The organism is Luteimonas sp. YGD11-2, from assembly GCF_004118975.1.
Classification (GTDB): domain Bacteria; phylum Pseudomonadota; class Gammaproteobacteria; order Xanthomonadales; family Xanthomonadaceae; genus Luteimonas; species Luteimonas muca.
Genome location: NZ_CP035376.1, coordinates 2,095,692 through 2,114,341, shown reverse-complemented (window position 1 = coordinate 2,114,341; position 18,650 = coordinate 2,095,692). Strand labels below are relative to the sequence as shown.

General features: G+C 69.8%; 16 protein-coding genes and 1 tRNA gene. 10 read left to right on the top strand and 7 right to left on the bottom strand.

Going from position 1 to position 18,650, the window contains the following annotated elements; all coding sequences use genetic code 11:
* Positions 1 to 21: 21 nt before the first annotated feature.
* Together ERL55_RS09530 and ERL55_RS09525 are read left to right on the top strand one after the other, a co-directional pair.
* Positions 22 to 927 (top strand): phosphate/phosphite/phosphonate ABC transporter substrate-binding protein, encoded by a 906-nt coding sequence (locus ERL55_RS09530; RefSeq protein ID WP_241685742.1) that lies wholly within the window; start codon positions 22 to 24, stop codon positions 925 to 927.
* The gene (locus ERL55_RS09525) at positions 924 to 3,050 is read left to right on the top strand and encodes an EAL domain-containing protein (RefSeq protein ID WP_164972170.1); all 2,127 of its coding nucleotides are present in this window, start codon (positions 924 to 926) and stop codon (positions 3,048 to 3,050) included. Before ERL55_RS09530 ends, ERL55_RS09525 begins: the two co-directional genes overlap by 4 nt.
* 9 nt (positions 3,051 to 3,059) lie before the next feature.
* On the opposite strand, the gene ERL55_RS09520 is transcribed toward ERL55_RS09525, so the two are convergent.
* Together ERL55_RS09520 and ERL55_RS09515 are read right to left on the bottom strand one after the other, a co-directional pair.
* Positions 3,060 to 3,695: an exopolysaccharide biosynthesis protein gene (locus tag ERL55_RS09520; RefSeq protein ID WP_129136211.1), complete on the bottom strand. Its 636-nt coding sequence runs from the start codon at positions 3,693 to 3,695 to the stop codon at positions 3,060 to 3,062.
* A complete protein-coding gene (locus ERL55_RS09515) occupies positions 3,685 to 4,995 on the bottom strand; it encodes a hemolysin family protein (RefSeq protein WP_129136210.1) in 1,311 nt (436 codons plus the stop codon). Before ERL55_RS09515 ends, ERL55_RS09520 begins: the two co-directional genes overlap by 11 nt.
* 365 nt (positions 4,996 to 5,360) lie before the next feature.
* Here ERL55_RS09515 and ERL55_RS09510 point away from each other — a divergent pair, with 365 nt between their 5' ends.
* Positions 5,361 to 5,987 (top strand): DUF47 family protein, encoded by a 627-nt coding sequence (locus ERL55_RS09510; RefSeq protein ID WP_129136209.1) that lies wholly within the window; start codon positions 5,361 to 5,363, stop codon positions 5,985 to 5,987.
* Between the two features lie 54 nt (positions 5,988 to 6,041).
* Positions 6,042 to 7,169 carry an inorganic phosphate transporter gene (locus ERL55_RS09505; protein WP_129136208.1) on the top strand — a complete coding sequence of 376 codons (1,128 nt, stop codon included), beginning with the start codon at positions 6,042 to 6,044 and terminating at the stop codon, positions 7,167 to 7,169.
* A gap of 24 nt (positions 7,170 to 7,193) precedes the next feature.
* Here ERL55_RS09505 and ERL55_RS09500 read toward each other — a convergent pair whose 3' ends face one another.
* Positions 7,194 to 7,604, bottom strand: a complete 411-nt coding sequence (locus ERL55_RS09500) for a hypothetical protein (RefSeq protein WP_129136207.1) — start codon at positions 7,602 to 7,604, stop codon at positions 7,194 to 7,196.
* Between the two features lie 84 nt (positions 7,605 to 7,688).
* Here ERL55_RS09500 and ERL55_RS09495 point away from each other — a divergent pair, with 84 nt between their 5' ends.
* Entirely contained in the window at positions 7,689 to 8,033 is a 345-nt protein-coding gene (locus tag ERL55_RS09495; RefSeq protein ID WP_129136206.1) for an MGMT family protein, read from the top strand.
* Between the two features lie 71 nt (positions 8,034 to 8,104).
* The gene (locus ERL55_RS09490; protein ID WP_129136205.1) at positions 8,105 to 8,758 is read left to right on the top strand and encodes a rhomboid family intramembrane serine protease; all 654 of its coding nucleotides are present in this window, start codon (positions 8,105 to 8,107) and stop codon (positions 8,756 to 8,758) included.
* Between the two features lie 247 nt (positions 8,759 to 9,005).
* On the opposite strand, the gene ERL55_RS09485 is transcribed toward ERL55_RS09490, so the two are convergent.
* Positions 9,006 to 11,033, bottom strand: a complete 2,028-nt coding sequence (locus tag ERL55_RS09485) for a M13 family metallopeptidase (protein WP_129136204.1) — start codon at positions 11,031 to 11,033, stop codon at positions 9,006 to 9,008.
* Positions 11,034 to 11,182: 149 nt separating this feature from the next.
* Positions 11,183 to 13,291, bottom strand: a complete 2,109-nt coding sequence (locus tag ERL55_RS09480) for a M13-type metalloendopeptidase (protein WP_241685741.1) — start codon at positions 13,289 to 13,291, stop codon at positions 11,183 to 11,185.
* A 434-nt stretch (positions 13,292 to 13,725) separates the two neighbouring features.
* Between ERL55_RS09480 and ERL55_RS09475 the strand changes: the two genes are divergently transcribed.
* Entirely contained in the window at positions 13,726 to 15,063 is a 1,338-nt protein-coding gene (locus ERL55_RS09475; RefSeq protein WP_129136202.1) for a DEAD/DEAH box helicase, read from the top strand.
* A gap of 154 nt (positions 15,064 to 15,217) precedes the next feature.
* On the opposite strand, the gene fdxA is transcribed toward ERL55_RS09475, so the two are convergent.
* Together fdxA and ERL55_RS09465 are read right to left on the bottom strand one after the other, a co-directional pair.
* A complete protein-coding gene (fdxA, locus tag ERL55_RS09470; protein ID WP_129136201.1) occupies positions 15,218 to 15,541 on the bottom strand; it encodes a ferredoxin FdxA in 324 nt (107 codons plus the stop codon).
* Positions 15,542 to 15,674: 133 nt separating this feature from the next.
* Positions 15,675 to 15,750, bottom strand: a tRNA-Glu gene (locus ERL55_RS09465).
* A 153-nt stretch (positions 15,751 to 15,903) separates the two neighbouring features.
* On the opposite strand from ERL55_RS09465, the gene pcnB reads away from it, so the two are divergent.
* From pcnB to panB, 3 genes are read left to right on the top strand one after another with little or no spacing between them, the layout of a single operon-like run.
* Entirely contained in the window at positions 15,904 to 17,256 is a 1,353-nt protein-coding gene (pcnB, locus tag ERL55_RS09460; RefSeq protein ID WP_129136200.1) for a polynucleotide adenylyltransferase PcnB, read from the top strand.
* Positions 17,257 to 17,262: 6 nt separating this feature from the next.
* Complete coding sequence (gene folK / locus ERL55_RS09455) at positions 17,263 to 17,817, top strand: 2-amino-4-hydroxy-6-hydroxymethyldihydropteridine diphosphokinase (RefSeq protein WP_129136199.1); 555 nt, start codon at positions 17,263 to 17,265, stop codon at positions 17,815 to 17,817.
* A 23-nt stretch (positions 17,818 to 17,840) separates the two neighbouring features.
* Positions 17,841 to 18,641, top strand: a complete 801-nt coding sequence (gene panB, locus ERL55_RS09450; RefSeq protein ID WP_129136198.1) for a 3-methyl-2-oxobutanoate hydroxymethyltransferase — start codon at positions 17,841 to 17,843, stop codon at positions 18,639 to 18,641.
* Positions 18,642 to 18,650 lie beyond the last annotated feature (9 nt).

Below are 18,650 nucleotides of genomic sequence, written 5' to 3'. Positions count from 1 at the left end.
AACTTGCCCGCAGCACGACGTATGGTCCCTCGCCCGATCTGCGGGCTTGCCCTCATGTTGCTGCTGGCGTTCACCGCCGCCGCGCAGGCGCGCGAGCTGGTGCTGGGTCGCGTCAGCGATGACCCGCGCCAGCACTACGAACAGCTGCGCCCGCTGCTCGACTACGTGGTGCCGCGGATGCGCGACGTCGGCATCACCGGCGGCCGCATCCTGATGGCGCGCGATGCCGCGCAGATGGCGAGCTACCTGCGCCGCGGGCGCGTCGACTGGTTCACCGAAACCGCCGGCAGCGCGATGCTGCTGGAGCGCAAGGCCGGCGCACGGGCGCTGCTGCTGGCCGAGCGCAACGGCGTCAGCCGCTATCACACCGTGTTCTTCGCCCGCACCGACAGTGGGATCACCCGGCTGGAGGACCTGCGCGGCCGCAGCATCGCACTGCAGAGCCGCGCCTCCACCAGCGCCTACTTCGTGCCGGCGATGGAGCTGCTCGATCGTGGCCTGGCGATGGAGATGCTGCCCACGCCCACCGACGACGGTGCGCCCGGCAGCGTGGGCTTCGTGTTCGGGCGATCGGAAAGCAACATCGCCATCTGGGTGCACAAGGGGCTGGTGGATGCGGGCGCGATGAGCAGCCTGGACTGGGCGCGCCCGACCACGATGTCGCCGAGTTTCCGCCCCGACCTGCGCATCATCCACGAGACCGGCGAATTCCCGCGTGCGCTGGAGATGGTGCGTGGCGATCTCGAGCCTGCGGTCGCCGCGCGGCTGCGCGAGGTGCTGCTGGAGGCCGCCGCGGACCCGGCCGCCCGCGAGGCGCTGGACCATTTCTTCGGCACCACGCGTTTCATCGCGCTCGATCCGCGCAACGAGGCCGGGCTCGACTACCTGCGCCGGGCGGTGGCACGCGTGGTGGAGGAGGTCGAGTGAGCCTGCGCTACGGCCTGCACGCGCGCCTGATCACGGTGATCCTGGTGGCCACGGTGATCACCCTGGTGGTGGTCGGCCTGATCCTGCAGCGCCAGGGTGCGATGCAGCGCGAGATGCTCGCCCACAGCCGCGGCTCGATGCACGCACTGGTGCACACGCGGCTGGCCGAACAGGGGCGCGCCACCGTCGAGCGCGTCGCCGAGAGCCTGGTCAATCCGCTGTACTACTTCGACCTCGAGGCGATCGGGCAGATCCTGGCGACCATCCGCAGGCAGCCGGACGTGAGCTATGTGGTGGTCTACACGCCCACCGGCGATGTGCTGCACGACGGCTCGCCGGACATCATGAGCTTCGGCCAGGCGATGGACGACCCGTTCGCCGCAGCCGCGCTGGCCGCGCGTGCGCCGGTGGTGCAGTCCGACGAGGACGTGCTCGACATCGCGGTGCCGATCGCGCTGGGCGGCGAACGCCTGGGCGGCCTGCGCGTGGGCTATTCGCTGCGCAACGTGGCTGCCGACGAGGAGGCGGCCAACGAGATCCTCAGCCGCTCGCTGGAGGAGATCAGCGGCCGCCACCTGCAGGGGGTCGCGCTGTCGCTGGCGGCGCTGGTGACGCTCGGCGTGTTGCTGAGCCTGCTCGCCCAGCGCGCGCTGGTGCGGCCGATCCGCCAGCTGGCCGGCTATGCGCGCGAGATCGAGGCCGGCAACTTCAATGTCGACGTCGCCGACAGCCGGCGCCGCGACGAGATCGGCGACCTCGTGCGCGCGTTCCGGCGCATGAGCGAGAGCGTCCGCCGGCACGACCGCGACGTCCGCCGGATGGCCTACACCGATGCGCTGACCGGGTTGTCCAACCGGCTGGCATTCCGCGAAGTGCTCGACCAGCGCCTGATCGAGTCCGGCGGCGCCGCGCGTGCGCTGGCGCTGCTGTTCGCCGACATCGACGACTTCAAGCGCGTCAACGACACCCTCGGCCACGACGCCGGCGACGAGGTGCTGGTGCAGTTCTCCGAGCGCATCCGCGACACCGTCCAACGCTTCGGCGGTGGCGCCACGCTGTCGCGGTTCGGCGGCGACGAGTTCGTCATCCTGCTCGAGGGCGACGAACGCGCCGGGCACCTGCGCGAGACCGCGTCGCTGCTGGCCGGCGTGCTGGTCGAGGAGCTGGCGCGGCCGATCATGGTCCGTGGACGGCCGGTGCACCTCGGCATCTCGGTGGGCATCACCCTGTTCCCGGACGACGCCAGCGGCGCCACGTCGCTGATGAAGAACGGCGACATCGCGATGTACCAGGCCAAGGTCGCCGGCAAGAACTGCTACCGCTTCTACAGCCGCGCGATGGACCAGGCGGTGGAACGCCGGGTGCGCCTGGAGCAGGACCTGCGCGGCGCCTGGGACCGCGGCGAGCTGTCGCTGGCCTACCAGCCGGTGTTCGACCTCGGCGCCAACCGGCTGGTCGGCGCCGAGGTGCTGCTGCGCTGGCAGCACCCGGCGCACGGCATGGTCGCGCCGTCGGTGTTCATCGAAGTGGCCGAGCAGGGCGGGCTGATCGAGACGATCGGGCCGCAGGTGCTGCGCACCGCCTGCCGCGATGCGGTGCGCTGGCGCGAGGCGTGCGGGCAGCCCGACGGACTGTTCCTCGCGGTCAACGTGTCGCCACGGCAACTGCGTGGCGGCGATTTCGCCGCGCAGGTGGAGGAGATCCTCGCCGACACCGGCCACCCGCCGGCGCTGCTGCACCTGGAGCTGACCGAGACCGCGGTGATCGGCGACGAGTTGCGCGTCAGCGGGCTGCTCGGGCGGCTGCGCGGGCGCGGGGTGAAGGTGTGGCTGGACGACTTCGGCACCGGATTCTCCGGCCTGAGCCACCTGCGCCGCGTGCCCATCGACGGCGTCAAGATCGACCGCAGCTTCATTGCCGAAGCGTCGCGCAATCCGGACGACCTAGCGTTGACCACGGCGATCATCGCGATGGCGCATTCGCTGGGAATGACCGTGGTGGCCGAGGGCGTGGAGACCGAGGCCCAGGCCGATCTGCTGCGTGAGCGCGGTTGCGATTTCGCCCAGGGTTACTGGCTGGGCCACCCGATGCCGCTCGAGGAGCTGATCGCGCTGTGCCGCTGAGGCGGGCGGTCAGAACAGGCCGTCGACCCAGCTCGCGGCGGTGGCGGCAAGCGCGCCCGAAAGCACCCCGAACACCGCGATGGCGACCAGTCCGGCGAACCAGCACGCCAGCATGAACGCGCCGTCGCGCTCGATCAGCGCGAGGGCGTAGGCGAGCATCAGCACGCCGAACAGGTAATTGGTGAACGGGATCGGCAAGGCCAGCAGCAGGCCCAGCACCACCAGCAGCAGGCCGGTGAAAATGGTGCCCGGGCGGCTGTCGAGCACCGCGGTCATGCGCGGGCGCACCACGCGCTCGATCCGCGCAAGCAAGGGGGCAACGCGCCGCTCGAAACGCACCAGGCTGTGGCGGTGCGGTCCGCGTTCGGCGATGAAGCGCGGCAGCCATGGCCTGCGCAGCCCGATCAGCAGCTGCACGCCGACCAGCATCACCAGCGGCCCGCTGACCGCACCGGCCAGCCCGGGAATCGGGATGAAGGCAGGCAGCGCGGCCACGCACAGCAGCATCCCGAACACGCGCTTGCCAAGCCCGGCGAGCAGGTCGCGCAACTTCAGCAGCTCGTCGGGGTCGCCCGTCGAGAACGCGGCAAGCAGCGCCCGCAGGCCGGCGTCGGAGTGGCGCGCCGCGGGTTCCTCAGTCGTCATCGCCAGCCGCCGGCGCGGGCAGGCGCTGCAGCAGCAGCTTGTCCACGCGTGGACCGTCGAGGTCCACCACCTCCACCCGCCAGCCGGCCCACTGGAAGGACTCGCCGGTGTGCGGGATGCGGCCGAACTGCGCGATCGTCATGCCCGCGGCAGTGTGGTAGTCGTGCAGTTCCTCGTTGGGCAGCGGGCCGCCACCGAACAGTTCGCGCACGTGGTCGATGGTCAGCGCGCCATCCACCAGCAGGGTGCCGTCCGCGCGTTCCACCACCAGCGGGGTGGCGTCTGCGCCGTCGCGTGTCTGGGTGCGGCCGATCACCGCTTCGAGCAGGTCGTTGACCGAGATCAGCCCGGTGATGTCGCCGTACTCGTCGACCACCAGCGCCAGCGACTGCTGGTCCTCGCGGAAGATCTCCAGCAGCTTCAGCGCAGGCGTGGAGTCGGAGACGAACAGCGGCTCGCGCAGGTACTTGAACAGTTCGAACTCGCGCTCGTCGAGGCGGTCGATGAGCGACTTCACCTCGAGCACGCCGATCACGTCGGCGTCGCTGCCGCGCAGCACGGGATAGCGCGAGAACGGCGTGGCGCGCATCGTCGCCAGGTTCTCCTCGAAGCTCTTGGCGGCATCCAGCCAGGTGATCCGGGTACGCGGCGTCATCAGGCTGTCGGCATCGCGATCACCCAGGTTGAGCACCCGGTTCATCATGTTGCGCTCGTCATCGTCGATGACGCCCTGCTCGTGGCTCTCGCTCACCAGCAGGCGGATCTCCTCTTCGCTGACCTGCGCGGCCTCGGTGCGGTCCAGCCGCAGCAGGCGCAGCATGCCGCGCACGCTGGCGCTGAGCAGCCACACCGCGGGGGCCGCGGCGCGCGAGATCCACATCATCGGCAGCGCGATCACCGAGGCCAGCCGTTCGGGCGCCAGCAGCGCCAGTCGCTTGGGCAGCAGCTCGCCGAACACGATGGTGAGGAAGGTGATCAGGCTGACCGCCAGCACCACGCCGAGGGTGCGTGCACCGGTGCCGAGGGCGGGAATCACATCGAGCAGCCCGTCGCCGATCCAGCGCCCGATCGCGTCGCCACCGAACATGCCGGTGAGGATGCCGATCAGCGTGATTCCCACCTGCACCGTCGACAGGAAACGCTCGGGGTGCTCGGCGAGCTCCAGTGCGTGGCGCGCGGTGCGCTGGGTCTGCGCGAGCTGCTTGAGGCGGCCCTTGCGCGAGGTGACGACCGACATCTCCGACAGCGCGAAGAACGCGTTGCAGGCGATGAGGAACAGGACGATCAGCAGTTCCAGCATGGGCCGGACTCCTGATCGGGGAGGGCGGGGAGGCCGCCGGAAGGTCTCGGCGGCGTACTGGAGTCTTCGTCCATCGGGATCGCGGGGCGCGTCGTGCGCGGAACCGCATGATACCAGCGCGCGTGAGCGCGCCGTGGAAGCTGGCGGATGCAGCCCGGCGAAGGCCGCATCACGGCATGCGCGGAGGTCGGCGCGCGGTATGCGGCGAGGTCCGGCGCGGCGCAGCGACCGCCGCCGGGATGGTTGCCCGGGGTGCCGTGCGCCGGCGGGGCGTGACGATGTCCCCATCGATGCAATGAAAACGTCATAATTCGCGCCCGACGCGCCCGGCCTCCCGTTCCGGGCTTTCGCGAGGCACTGAGCGGATGTTCTCCCTGCAAACCATGTTCGGCCGCGGCAACCAGTTCTATTCGCTGCTGGAAGAGGCCGCCCAGGCCGCCCACGACGCCGCGACCGCGCTGCACAAGATGCTGCGTGAAAGCGACCGCGCGCCCGCGCTGGACGCCTTCAAGCTGGCGCGCCTGCGCGAGCGCGAGGCCTCCAACAAGATCAGTCAGGCGCTGGTCGACAGCTTCATCACCCCGATCGAGCGCGAGGACATCGAGGCGCTGGGTTCGGCGCTGTACAAGATCCCCAAGCAGATCGAGAAGTTCGCCGACCGTTACGCGCTGGCGCTGCAGCAGCTCGAGCACATCGACTTCGCCCCGCGCGCGGCGATGCTCGAGCAGGCCGCCGGCGTGGTGGTGAAGATGGTCAAGCTGCTGCCGAAGATGAAGCTCGAGCCGATGAAGCAGCTCAGCGACGAGCTGCGCGCGCTGGAGAACGAGGCCGACCGGCTGATGCTCGAGCTCTACCGCGACATCTATTCCGGGCGCCTGGATGCGGTGCAGATGTTCCTGCTCAAGGAGTTCTTCGAGATCCTCGAAAAGGCGATCGACCGTTGCCGCGAGGCCGGCGTGGTCGCCTACGAGATCGTCCTCAAGAATTCCTGAGCCGGGAGTGCACGCCATGATCCTCCGCATGCCCGCGCGCCGGGAGCACGCCCCATGCTGACCCTCGTCCTGATCGTGGTGCTGACCGCGCTGGTGTTCGAATACATCAACGGCTTCCACGACACCGCCAATTCCATCGCCACGGTCGTCGCCACCAAGGTGCTGACCCCGCTGCAGGCGGTCAGCCTGGCCGCGTCGATGAACCTGATCGGCGCGCTGGCGGGGACCGCGGTCGCGCAGACCATCGCCTCGGGGCTGATCGATGCCGGGGTGGTCGACGTCGGTTCGCAGCTCATCCTGTGCGCGCTGCTGGGCGGCATCATCTGGAACCTGATCACCTGGTGGTTCGGGTTGCCGTCGTCGTCCTCGCACGCGCTGATCGGCGGCCTGATCGGTGCCGCGCTAGCGGCGGCCGGGATGGATTTCGACGTGGTGATCTGGTCCGAGCCGGCCGAGCAGATCTGGCGCAGCGCCGGCGTGCTGTGGAAGGTGATCGTGCCGATGGTCGGCTCGCCGATCCTCGGCTTCACCTCCGGCTTCCTGATGATGGGCGTGCTGTTCGCGGTCATCGCGGCGATGGCGCGGGCAGGTGGCTGGCTCAGGCGCCTGGCGCGCCCGCGCTGGGTCAACAGCTTCTTCGGCAAGGCGCAGATCGTCAGCGCCGCGGGCATGGGCTTCGCGCACGGCATGAACGATGCGCAGAAGACCATGGGCATCGTCGCCCTGACCCTGGTCAGCGCCGAGGCGGCCGGCACCCTGGACAACCTGCCGTGGGCGCTGGGCTTTCTGCATCCGTCGGAGGAAGCCCTGACCGAGGGCGGGATCGACCTGTGGATCAAGATCACCTGTGCGGTGGTGATGGCCGCCGGCACCGCCGCGGGCGGCTGGCGGATCATCAAGACCCTGGGCCACAAGCTGGTCAAGCTGCACCCCATCCATGGCTTCGCCGCCGAAACCAGTGCGGCGTCGGTGATCCTGGCGGCGTCGTCGCTGGGCATCCCGGTGTCGACCACGCACAACATCTCCTCCGCGATCATGGGCGTGGGCACGGCCAAGCGCCTCAATGCGATCAAGTGGGGCGTGGTCAACAAGATGGTGTGGGCGTGGATCCTGACCATCCCGATGTCGGGCGGCATGGCCTACGGCCTGTTCCGTCTGCTGCAGAACTTCGGCTGGGCATAAGCCCCGGTGCGCCGCGGCGGCCTGCTACAGCAGGTCGCCGTCCGCGGTCAGCATCCGCTCCAGGCGGTCGCCCATGCCGCCGATCTCCAGCACCAGCCGCGACAGTTCCGCGGCATCCAGGCAGCTGTACGGGCGGTTCTCGCACAGCTGCAGGTAGGGCACGCCGTCGAGTTCGCCGATGGCGAGGTAACCCACCCGGCTCTGCCAGTTGAATGCCAGCGCGCGGCGCGGATCCACGCCGGTGATCGGCGCGACCGCGGTGCTGACGCGCAGGTACTCGCGGCCGTCGTCGTCGTGCAGCTCCGACAGGAAGATCGCCTGGTGGCGATGCCCGTTGTCGAGCGACAGTTCCACGCAGACCACGTACGGCTCCTGCATGGTGATGTTGAAGTCCGCGCTGCGCAGCTGGCTGCGGATGCGTTCGAAGGTCTGCATGGCCGATCTCCAGGCCCGGCTGCCGGGCTTGCGCCTATCCTAGGCCCGGAATCGTCCGTGCGGCCATGACGGGGGACAGAGCGGGTGACGGATGACACGGCGGCGGACCGGGTACGGCGCATCCTCGCGCAGGTGCGGGCGATCGCGCCCGGCAGCGTTGCCGGCTACGGCGAAGTGGCACGCCGCGCCGGGTTGCCCGGGCGCGCGCGGCTGGTGGCGACCGTGCTGGCCGCCAACACCGATCCATCGTTGCCATGGCACCGCGTGCTGCGCAGCGACGGGCGGATCGCGTTCCCGCAGGGCAGCCCGGGCTGGACCGAACAGCTGCAGCGGCTGCGCGCCGAAGGCGTGCGGATGGAGGCCGGGCGCGTGCGCGGACAGGCGGTGAAGGCCGACCTCGACAGCCGCGTCTGGGGTCCGGGCGGGTGACACGGGGATCCGCGCGATGAGCCGGCGCTCACTGGCGGCGGGTATCATGGCGCGGTTCACCAGGAGCCCGGATGTTCCTCAATCTCCCCCCCGCGACGAAGATCCTGCTGATCCTCAACGGTGCGGTATTCGTGGCCCAGCTGCTGCTGGGCAGTGTGCTGTTCGCGCCCCTGATGCTGTGGCCGCTCGGCGGCGCCGATGTCGGCGGGCTGGGCTTCATGCCGTGGCAGCTGCTGACCTACGGCTTCCTGCACGCCCACATGGCGCACCTGCTGGTGAACATGCTGGCGCTGCTGATGTTCGGCTCGCAGCTTGAATACACCTGGGGGCAGAAGCGGTTCCTGACCTATTACCTGGTGTGCGTGGTCGGCGCAGGCCTGTGCCAGCTGGTGGTAGTGAGCTGGTCGCTGGCGTCCGGCGGCGCGGCATACCCGACCGTGGGTGCCTCCGGCGGCATGTTCGGCCTGCTGCTGGCGTTCGGCATGCTGTTTCCGCATCGCCGGGTGATGCTGCTGATCCCGCCGATCCCGATGAAGGCGCGCACGCTGGTGATCGTCTACGGCTCGATCGAGCTGCTGATGGGCATCACCGGCACCCGCTCGGGCGTGGCGCACTTCGCCCACCTCGGCGGCATGCTGTTCGGCTGGCTGCTCATCCAGCAGTGGCGCGGGCGTCCGCCATTCGGCCCGCGGCTGCGCCCGCGCGGCAATGTGCGCCGGTTCTGAGCGTGGCCGGTGGATGCAAGCGGTCTGCCGCGGATGACGCGATCAAGGCGGATTGAAGCGGGGCGGATTGAAGCGGGGCGGAGCGAGGAGTGAGCCGGGGCGGGCGATGCCCTCCTGCCTGCGTTTCCCGGATGAAAAAGAAGCGCCCCGTGGGGCGCTTCTTTTTTTGCGGGTTGCCTTGGCCGCGTCCATCCGCGCTGATCGGCGGCAGGAGCGCTCCAGCCCATGGCGGGAGCGCTACAGACCCTCAGCGCCAGATGCGGATCTGCTCCGCCTCGGTGCGCTGCATCGGCGCGCCGGGCTCGCACGCGAACGCGGTGCCGAAGGCGGGCAGGTTGGCCAGCGGACCATTGGTGCGCCAGTGGCCCGGCGCATGCGGCGAGGTCATCGCGGCGTGCTGGGCCGCGGCAGGTGCCGCCTGCTGGCGCCACAGTTCCGCCCACGCCGCGAAGAACTGCTGCGAGGCCTCGGGCGTCGCGCCGGGATTGGCGGTGGTAAACGCGTCCAGCGCCAGCTCCACCCCGGCGAGGTCGGCGGCATTCTCGTCGCGGGTGCGGGTGCCGTCGACGTTGAGCGCGGTCAGCCCGGGATACGGATAGGCGCTGTACTGCACCGCCAGCCGCGACGCGATGCCTTCCCAGGCGGACAGGTCCTCGGGGCTCCACCACATCCGTGCGTCCTGCCTGGCATCCACGACACGGCCGCGGATGTCCACGCTGCGGCCCAGCTCGTGGCCGACCAGTGCGCCGTAGCTGCCGTAATGCGATTCCGGCGTGCGCGCGAGGTCGAGCACCGGCGGCTGCAGCACCGCGGCGGAGACGATCAGCCGGTTCTGTGCGAGGTCGTAGGCCAGCGCCGGCTGCTGCGGCAGCACGTCCCAGCGGCGGTCGGCATTGGCGCGGCCGATGCGCTTCATTTCCTCGCGCCGCTGCCAGGTCGAGGCGATCAGCATGTTGCCGCCGAAGCTGCCGCGGCCCATCGGCTGCACGCTGAAGTCGAGATCCTCGACCGGTGCGCCGATCTCGATGCGGATGGTCGAGGCCTTGGCCCGGGCTTCGGCCTTCGTGGCGGGCGTCATCCAGGTGCTGTGCTCGATGCTGCGCACCAGGGCATCGCGCACCTGGGTGGCGATGGTGTCGGCACGCTCGCGGGTCGCCGCGGGCAGATGGCGGGCGACATATTCGCGCGCAAGCATCGGGCCCGCGGCCTTGTTGATCGCCTCGAGCGTCAACACCTCGCGCGTGGCCGGCGCGGTGTCGCCACGCAGCAGGCGGCCACGGAAGGCGAAGTCCGCATCACGCCAGGGCTTCGACAGATACGGCGCCATCGCGGAGCCGACGTGGAAGCGCAGGTAATGCTTCCACTGCTCGACCGGAAGGCCCGCAACGAAGGTGTTGAGGTCGGCGAACAGTTCCGGCGGCGCCAGCGACACCACGTCGTCCTCGACGCCCTGTGCGGTCAGGAACTCGCCCAGCTGCAGGTTGCGGTACTGGCGGCTGGCATCGCGCACCGCCACGCGGGCGTAGTTGGCACGCGGGTCGCGGCTGTCGACCAGCGACGGCGACTTCTGCGCGATGCGCGTTTCCAGTTCGATCACCTGGCCGGCGGCGGCGTCCGCCTGTGCTTCCGGCACGCCGCTCAGCACCAGGATGTTGCGCACGTATTCGCGGTAACGCCCGAGCAGCGCCTGGCTGTTGGCGTCGCCACGGGTGTAGAAGGCCGGGTCCGGCAGGCCCAGGCCGCCCTGGGTGAAGTAGCCGATATGGCGGCCGAGGTCGCCCAGGTCGACATCGGCGTTGAAGTTGAACGCCACCGGGATGCCCACCTGGTGCAGCGCGGCGATCGCCGGCGGGATGTGGCGGGCGCGGCGGATCGCGTCGATGCGCGCCAGCAGCGGGGCGATCGGCTGTGCGCCATCGGCTTCCACCGCGGCCTCGTCCAGGCCGCTGGCCCAGAAGTCGCCGAGGAGCTGCTGCACGGGGTTGGCCGGCTGGCGCATCGCCGTGTCCAGCAGCTCGCGCTGCTGCTGCAGCGACCGCTGCTGCAGCTCACCCAGCGCGGTGACCATGCCCTGCGCCGGCACCGGGGTGGCGGCCAGCCAGTCCTTGTTGTGGAAGCTGTAGAAATCGGTGCAGGCGGTCGGGCCCGGTGGTGGCTTCGGCGCGGCGGCGCGACGGCGCTGGGCATCCGCGTCGGTGGCGGTGCCGAGCAGCATGACGAGGCTGGCAGCGAGCAGGGTGGGGCGGAGGAAAGCGGACAGGGGGGCGATCGGCATTGCAGATTCCATGGCTGCGGTCTGCGCGGAGTTTAGCCGCGGCCGCGTGAGGCATCGACGGCGCACAGGCGGGGCGGAGTCGCGATGCCCGTAATGCGAAAGGCCGGGACGGGCCCGGCCTTTCGCGTCGCACCTCTCGTGCGGGCGCATCACCAGATCACGATGCGCTCCTCGCCCGCGCGCACCATCGGCGCACCGGCCTCGCACGAGAACGCGGCGGCGAACGCCGGCAGGTTCGCCGGCGCGCCGATGGCACGGAAGTTCGCCGGCGCATGCGGGTCGGTCGCCAGCCGCACCTTCAGTTCCTCCGGGGTGAAGTTGCGGCGCCACACCGTGGCCCAGTTGAGGAAGAAACGCTGGTCCTGGGTGAGGCCGTCCACGTTCGGATCCTGCTGGCCCTCGCGTGCGCGCTGCAGGGCGTCGTAGGCGACTGCCAGGCCGCCGAGATCGGCGATGTTCTCGCCCAGCGTCAGGTTGCCGTTGACATGCTGGCCCGGCGCCGCCTCGTAGGCATCGAACTGCGCCACCAGGCGGTCGGTGAGCTTGCGGAAGCCACTGGCGTCGGCCCCGGTCCACCAGTTCTCGAAGTTGCCGGTGGGCCCGAAGCGGCTGCCCTGGTCGTCGTAGCCGTGGATCATCTCGTGGCCGATGACCGCGCCGATGCCGCCGTAGTTGAGCGCGTCGTCGGCATCGGGATCGAAGAACGGCGGCTGCAGGATCGCAGCCGGGAACACGATCTCGTTGGCCTGCGGGTTGTAGTAGGCGTTGACCGTCTGCGGCGGCATGAACCACTCGTCCGGATCCACCGGCTTGCCGATCTTGCCCAGCTGCCAGCGGTGATTGAACTCGCGCGCGGCCAGCACGTTGCCGATGTAGCTGTCGCGGCTGGTGGCAAGCCCGCTCCAGTCGCGCCAGTTGGCGGGGTAGCCGATCTTCGGGGTGAAGGTCTCCCACTTGGCCATCGCCTTCTCCCGGGTTTCCTCGCCCATCCACTCGAGGTTCTGCAGGCGCACCTTCAGTGCCTCACCGAGGTTGCCGACCAGCTCTTCCATCCGTGCCTTGGATTCGGCCGGGAACGCCGCCTGCACGTAGATCTCGCCGAGCGCTTCGCCGGCACTGCCGTTGAGGGTGTTGAGCGCGCGCTTCCAGCGCGGCTCGATCTCCTGCTGGCCGCGCAGGGTGCGACCGTAGAACTCGTAGTTGGCGTTGGCGAAGTCGCTTGCAAGGAATGGCGAGGCACTGTCGACGGTGTGGAAGCGCAGGTAGGCCTTCCAGGTGTCGACCGGCACATCGGCGAGCATGCGGTCGACTTCCTGGTGGAACTCCGGCATCGCCAGCGAGAACGTCGCCGGCGCATCGATGCCCTGCGCGGCGAAGAACGCCGTCCACGGGAAGTTCGGGGTCAGCACATCCGCATCCGCGGGGCTGACCGGGTTGTAGAACAGCGATGCATCGCGCGACAGCTCCACCTGCGAACGCGACTTGTCGGCCAGGCGGGTCTCGAACCCGACCACCGCGCGGGCCTGTTCGGCCGCGGCATCGGCCGCCACGCCGGAAAGCTCCAGCACGCGGGCAACGTGGCGTTCGTAGGCGGCCAGCTTGTCCTTGTGGGTGGCTTCGAAGTAGTACGTCTTGTCGGGCAGGCCGAGACCGCCCTGTGCGGCGTAGGCGATGTTGACCTTCGAATCCCTGAAGTCGGCGTTCGGGCCGAAGCTCACGAGGAAGCTCTCGCCGCGCGCGGCACTGGTGCGCAGGTAGTCCGCCACGGCGGCGCCGTCGGCCAGGGCCTCGATCGCATCGAGTCGATCCTGGATCGGCGCCAGGCCCTGCGCTTCGATCGCCGCCTCGTCCATGCCGGTGGCCCAGAAGTCGCCGACGATCTTCGCCACGCCGGTAGCGGCGGAGTCGTCCGCGGCCTGTTCGGCGAGCTGGCGCTGTGCGGCCAGCGACCGCTCGACCAGCATCTCGAACGAACCCCAGGTGGTGCGGTCGCCAGGAATCGGATTCGCGGCCAGCCATTTGCCGTTGGCGTGCGCATCGAGGTCCTGGCAGGCGCTGACGGTCTCGTCGAGGTCGGCCAGCTGGAAGCGGTTGACCGGCGGCAGCCGGGTGTCGTCGAGTCGTGGCGCGATGGCCGCGGTCGCTGCCGGGGCGGCGGTAGTGCCGTCGGCCGACGGTGCGGGGTCGCGGCTGCAGGCACCCAGCGCCAGCGACACGGCCAGCGACAGGGCAAGGATTCTCGGGGTGTTCGCGCTCACGTTCGACTCCGCCCGTTGCGGGCATGGCTGGTGGATGCCGCGGCAATGTACGCCCGCCAGGGCAGGGCCGGTGGTGTCGAACGTCATGCCCGTAGGCTGTCGGCGGCATGCGCAGCTGTCGCCAGGATGACCGGACCCTCGTGGCGCTGGTCGCGGGCCGGTCGCATGACGTAGACTCCTCGACGTTCTGCGATACGGCTGCTCCTGCTCTCGAGCGCGAACCGCTCTCGAACAGTGACGATCCTGGTATGCCCGCCGCGGCCTCCGCGCCCGGTCTCCTATCCCGCACGTCCTTCCTCGCGCAGACACGACACGGAAACGTCCGTGCCGTCATCACGTCGCCCGCAGCGCGGTTCTGGATAGCGCGGGGACGGACTTTGTGCGCCATGACGCCGGTCATCCGGCCGGGCGTGCAATGCGTCAAGGAGACATCCATGCAATTCGAAACCCTCGGGCTTTCGCCCGCGCTGCTGCGTGCGCTGGCCGAAACCGGCTACACCACGCCCACCCCGATCCAGGCCCAGGCGATCCCGCTGGTGCTGGCCGGCCACGACCTGCTGGGTGGCGCCCAGACCGGTACCGGCAAGACCGCTGCCTTCGGCCTGCCGCTGCTGCAGCGTCTCGCAAAGGAAACCCCGCCCAAGGGCCCGCGCAAGCCGCGCGCACTGATCCTGGTGCCGACCCGCGAGCTCGCGGTGCAGGTGGCCGACAGCATCAAGGCGTACGGCCGCCATCTGCGCCTCAACGTGACGACGCTGTTCGGCGGCGTGGGCATGCAGCCGCAGATCGAGAACCTGAAGCGCGGCGTCGACGTGCTGGTGGCCTGCCCTGGCCGCCTGCTCGACCACATGCAGTCCGGCTACGCCAAGCTCGACGCCATCGAGGTGCTGGTGCTCGACGAGGCGGACCGCATGCTCGACATGGGCTTCCTGCCCAACATGAAGCGGATCCTCGCCAAGGTGCCCGCGCAGCGGCAGACGCTGCTGTTCTCGGCCACCTTCGAGCCGCGCATCCGTGCGCTCGCGCTGGAGATCATGCGCAACCCGCAGCAGGTGCAGGTGACGTCGAACAACGTCATCGCCGACACCATCGTGCACCGTGCGCACCCGGTCGATTCCGGCCGCAAGCGCGACCTGCTGGTCGACATCCTCAGCAAGCGCCACACCGATCGGGTGCTGGTGTTCGGCAAGACCAAGCACGGTTGCAACCGCCTCGCCGAACAGCTCGAGAAGGCCGGCCTGCCGGCAGTCGCGATCCATGGCAACAAGAGCCAGGCGCAACGCCAGAAGGCGCTGGACCAGTTCAAGTCCGGCAAGGCGCGCATCCTGGTCGCGACCGATGTGGCCGCGCGCGGGCTCGATATCCCGAACCTGCCGCTGGTGATCAACCACGACCTGCCGATGGTCGCCGAGGACTACGTGCACCGCATCGGACGCACCGGGCGCAACGGCGCGACGGGTGAGGCGCTGTCGCTGGTCTCGGCCGACGAGGCGATCCTGCTGCGGCAGATCCAGCGCATGCTCAAGGCCGACATCTCGATGGTGGAAGTCGAAGGCTATGCGCCGACGCATCCGATCCGCCTCGACGGCCCGATGCAGTCGGCCAAGCGTGGTGGCGGCGGACGTGCCCCGGGTGGCGCCGCGCGCAAGCCGGCGCATCGCGCGCACGGCAAGCCGCAGGAGCGTGGTGCGCATGCACACGCCGGCCCGCGCCAGGCCCGTGGCTCGCGCACCGACGGGCGCAGCGGCCAGCGGCCTTCGGTCCGCGGCTGATGCACCGGCCGTTTCCCGGTCGCGGCTGAGGCCGCGGCGGGGAAGCGGCAATCTGCCCGGGTGCAAAAAGGAAAAGGCCGCGCATGCGCGGCCTTTTCCCTGTCGTGAAGCGGGTTGTCGGCGTCGGTTCGAAGCTCCCCGCGCCGTACCGCGCTCAGCGTTCGAGCAGCGGCAGCTTGTCGGGCTTGCCTTCCCACTCCTTGGCGTCGGCGGGCGGCTCCTTGCGGGTGGTGATCACCGGCCAGTCGCGCGAGAGTTCGGCATTCAAGGCCACGAAGTGCTCCTGCCCGGCGGGAACGTCATCTTCCGGGTAGATCGCATTGATCGGGCATTCCGGCTCGCACAGGGTGCAGTCGATGCACTCGTCCGGATCGATCACCAGGAAGTTCGGGCCTTCGTGGAAACAGTCGACCGGGCACACCTCGACGCAGTCGGTGTACTTGCACTTGATGCAGTTCTCGGTGACGACGAAAGGCATGGAATTCCTCGTGGCAGCACGACAGCCAGGCCCGCAAGTTTAAGCCACGTGCCCGACCGGCGGTGCGAGCGGTTCGCATCCGCGCGCGTACAAAGAAGAAAGCCCGCGTCCTGCGACGCGGGCTTTCGGAAGATGGCGCTCCCTACGGGATTCGAACCCGTGTTTTAGCCTTGAGAGGGCCACGTCCTAGGCCTCTAGACGAAGGGAGCGATGTCGGCCCGGGGGCCACCGGCTGGACGACCGGCCTGTACGGAGCGTGATGTCCCGTGCAGCTTGCTAGTATAGCAACACAAGGACGCCGTTGTGTCGTCCCCGCGTCCGCCCGAGAGAACTTTTCGCGGACCTTTTTCCAGAAGCACTTGATGACCCAGACCCCCGATTCCCTCCCCGCGCTCCTTCCCGTGCCCGTGCTGCGCACCATCGCCCGGGAACACCACCCGATTTCCCGCAAGGACATCAGCCCCGGTGCACTGCGCGTGCTCTACCGCCTGCGCGAAGCCGGGCACGGCGCGTTCCTGGTCGGCGGCGCCGTCCGCGACCTGCTGATCGGGCTGCAGCCCAAGGACTTCGACATCGCCACCGATGCCACGCCCGACGAGGTGCGCGCGCTGTTCCGCAACTCGCGGCTGATCGGCCGGCGCTTCCGCCTCGCCCACGTGGTGTTCGGGCGCGAGATCGTCGAGGTCGCGACCTTCCGCTCCAATGCCGACGATGGCAGCGGCGACCGCGAGACCCACGAAGGTGGCCGGCTGCTGCGCGACAACGTCTACGGCACGATCGAGGAGGACGCGATCCGCCGTGACTTCACCGCCAACGCGCTCTATTACGCGATCGAGGACTTCTCGGTGCGCGATTACACCGGTGGCTTCGAGGACGTGCAGAACCGCGTGCTCAAGCTGATCGGCGACCCCGAGCAGCGCTACCGCGAGGATCCGGTGCGCATGCTGCGCGCTGTCCGGCTGGCGGCGAAACTGGACTTCACCATCGATCCGGCCACGGCCGCGCCGATCGCGGTGCTGGCGCCACTGCTGCGCGAAGCCGCGCCGGCGCGACTGTTCGAAGAATGCCTGAAGCTGTTCCTCTCGGGACGTGGCGAAGCCAGTTTCCTCGGCCTCGAGGCGCACGGGCTGTTGCCCATCCTGTTCCCGGAAAGCGCCGCGGCGCTTTCGCGCAACCGCAGCGGCGTGCTGCGCGAATTCATCCTCGAAGGCCTGCGCAATACCGATGCGCGGGTGGCGGCGGACGAACCGGTGTCGCCGGCGTTCCTGTTCGCGCTGCTGTTGTGGCCTGCGTACTGCCATGCGCTGATCGGCCTGCAGGCGGCGGGCACCCATGCCGCGGAAGCGCAGCGCCGCGCCGCCGATCGGGTCACCCTGCACCAGCTCGCCACCATCGCGCTGCCACGCCGCTTCTCGCTGCCGATGCAGGAGATCTGGCTGCTGCAGACCCGCCTGCCACTGCGCCAGCGCAAGCGGGTGGTGCGCACGCTCGCGCATCCGCGTTTCCGCGCCGCGTTCGACTTCCTGGTGCTGCGTGACGCCGCGTCGGGAAGCCACGCCGAGGACGTCGCGTTCTGGCGCGAGGCCCAGCACGATCCCGACCATGCGATCGCCGCGCATCCGCCGGCAACCGATGTCGAGGGTGATGGCGACGCGGATGAGCCGCGCAAGCGCCGTCGCCGGCGGCGTCGCCCGGCGTCCGCCGACGCTGGCTGACAGCGCATGTGCGCATCGCCGGGTGACGGGCCGGCGCCGACGGTCGAAGCCGCGATCGGCCTGGGCGCCAATCTCGGCGAACCCGCGGCCACCCTGCGCAGTGCATTCGACGCGCTGGCGGCCTTGCCCGGGACCGTCCTGCTGGCGGCTTCACCGTTGTATCGGAGCACGGCCTGGGGGCGCGAGGACCAGCCTGCGTTCGTGAACGCGGTTGCGCGGCTGCGGACCGGCCTGGCACCCGGCACGCTGCTGGATGCGCTGCTGCGCATCGAGGCCGCACACGGCCGCGTGCGCGCTGACGACCCCGCATTGCGATGGGGCCCGAGGCTGCTGGATCTCGACCTGCTGCTCTATGGCGAACAGCGCATCGACATGCCGGGCCTGCGCGTGCCGCATCCGCACCTGCACGAACGCGCGTTCGCGCTGCGTCCGCTGCTGGACGTGTGGGCGGATGCGTCGATCCCGGGCGTGGGCGCTGCGCGCGAGCTGTTGCCGGCCATCGATGACGGCGGGGTGGTGCGTCTGGACGAGGACGGCCCCCGGCCCGGGCGGCACCTGTAAGCGGGCAGGGCTACACTCCGGCCATGGACAAGCCCATCACCGTTCCCGACCTGCTCGCCGCGCGCAGCGCCGGCCGCAAGCTCAGCATGCTCACCGCCTATGACGCCGGCTTCGCGCGCGTCCTCGACGCCAACGGCGTCGACCTGCTGCTGATCGGCGACTCGCTTGGCATGGTGGTGCAGGGCCACGCCTCCACGTTGCCGGTGACCGTCGACGACATCGCGTATCACACGGCCTGCGTTGCGAGGGTCATCCGCCGCGCACTGCTGGTCGCGGACCTGCCGTTCCAGGCCGACGCCACGCCCGAGCGCGCGCTCGACGCCTCGACCCGGCTGCTGCAGGCCGGCGCCGGCATGGTGAAGCTGGAGGGCGCCGGTCCCAAGCTCGAGGTGATCCGCTTCCTGGTTGAGCGCGAGATTCCGGTCTGCGCGCATCTCGGGCTGACTCCGCAGGCGGTGTTGCGGATGGGTGGTTTCAAGGTGCAGGGCCGCGAGGCCGCCGCCGCCGATCGGCTGCGCGAGGAAGCCCGCCAGGTGGCCGAGGCCGGTGCGGCCCTGATCGTGCTGGAGGGCGTGCCGGCCCCGCTTGCGGCCGACATCACCACGGCAAGCGCGGTGCCGACGATCGGCATCGGCGCCGGCGCGCATTGCGACGGCCAGGTGCTGGTGCTGCACGACATGCTCGGCCTCGACAGCGGCCACCGCCGACCGCGTTTTGTCCGTGATTTCCTTGCCGAGGGCGGTTCGGTGGCCGGTGCGGTGCAGGCCTTTGTCGCCGCGGTGCGCGATGGCAGCTTTCCGGCGGCGGAGCACTCGTACAGGTAACGGGTTGCC

Coding starts and splice junctions, on each gene's coding strand:
- ERL55_RS09530 (WP_241685742.1), top strand. CDS start 22: ATGGTCCCTCGCCCGATCTGCGGGCTTGCCCTCATGTTGCTGCTGGCG.
- ERL55_RS09520 (WP_129136211.1), bottom strand. CDS start 3,695: ATGACGACTGAGGAACCCGCGGCGCGCCACTCCGACGCCGGCCTGCGG.
- ERL55_RS09515 (WP_129136210.1), bottom strand. CDS start 4,995: ATGCTGGAACTGCTGATCGTCCTGTTCCTCATCGCCTGCAACGCGTTC.
- ERL55_RS09510 (WP_129136209.1), top strand. CDS start 5,361: ATGTTCTCCCTGCAAACCATGTTCGGCCGCGGCAACCAGTTCTATTCG.
- ERL55_RS09505 (WP_129136208.1), top strand. CDS start 6,042: ATGCTGACCCTCGTCCTGATCGTGGTGCTGACCGCGCTGGTGTTCGAA.
- ERL55_RS09500 (WP_129136207.1), bottom strand. CDS start 7,604: ATGCAGACCTTCGAACGCATCCGCAGCCAGCTGCGCAGCGCGGACTTC.
- ERL55_RS09490 (WP_129136205.1), top strand. CDS start 8,105: ATGTTCCTCAATCTCCCCCCCGCGACGAAGATCCTGCTGATCCTCAAC.
- ERL55_RS09485 (WP_129136204.1), bottom strand. CDS start 11,033: ATGCCGATCGCCCCCCTGTCCGCTTTCCTCCGCCCCACCCTGCTCGCT.
- ERL55_RS09475 (WP_129136202.1), top strand. CDS start 13,726: ATGCAATTCGAAACCCTCGGGCTTTCGCCCGCGCTGCTGCGTGCGCTG.
- fdxA (WP_129136201.1), bottom strand. CDS start 15,541: ATGCCTTTCGTCGTCACCGAGAACTGCATCAAGTGCAAGTACACCGAC.
- pcnB (WP_129136200.1), top strand. CDS start 15,904: ATGACCCAGACCCCCGATTCCCTCCCCGCGCTCCTTCCCGTGCCCGTG.
- folK (WP_129136199.1), top strand. CDS start 17,263: ATGTGCGCATCGCCGGGTGACGGGCCGGCGCCGACGGTCGAAGCCGCG.
- panB (WP_129136198.1), top strand. CDS start 17,841: ATGGACAAGCCCATCACCGTTCCCGACCTGCTCGCCGCGCGCAGCGCC.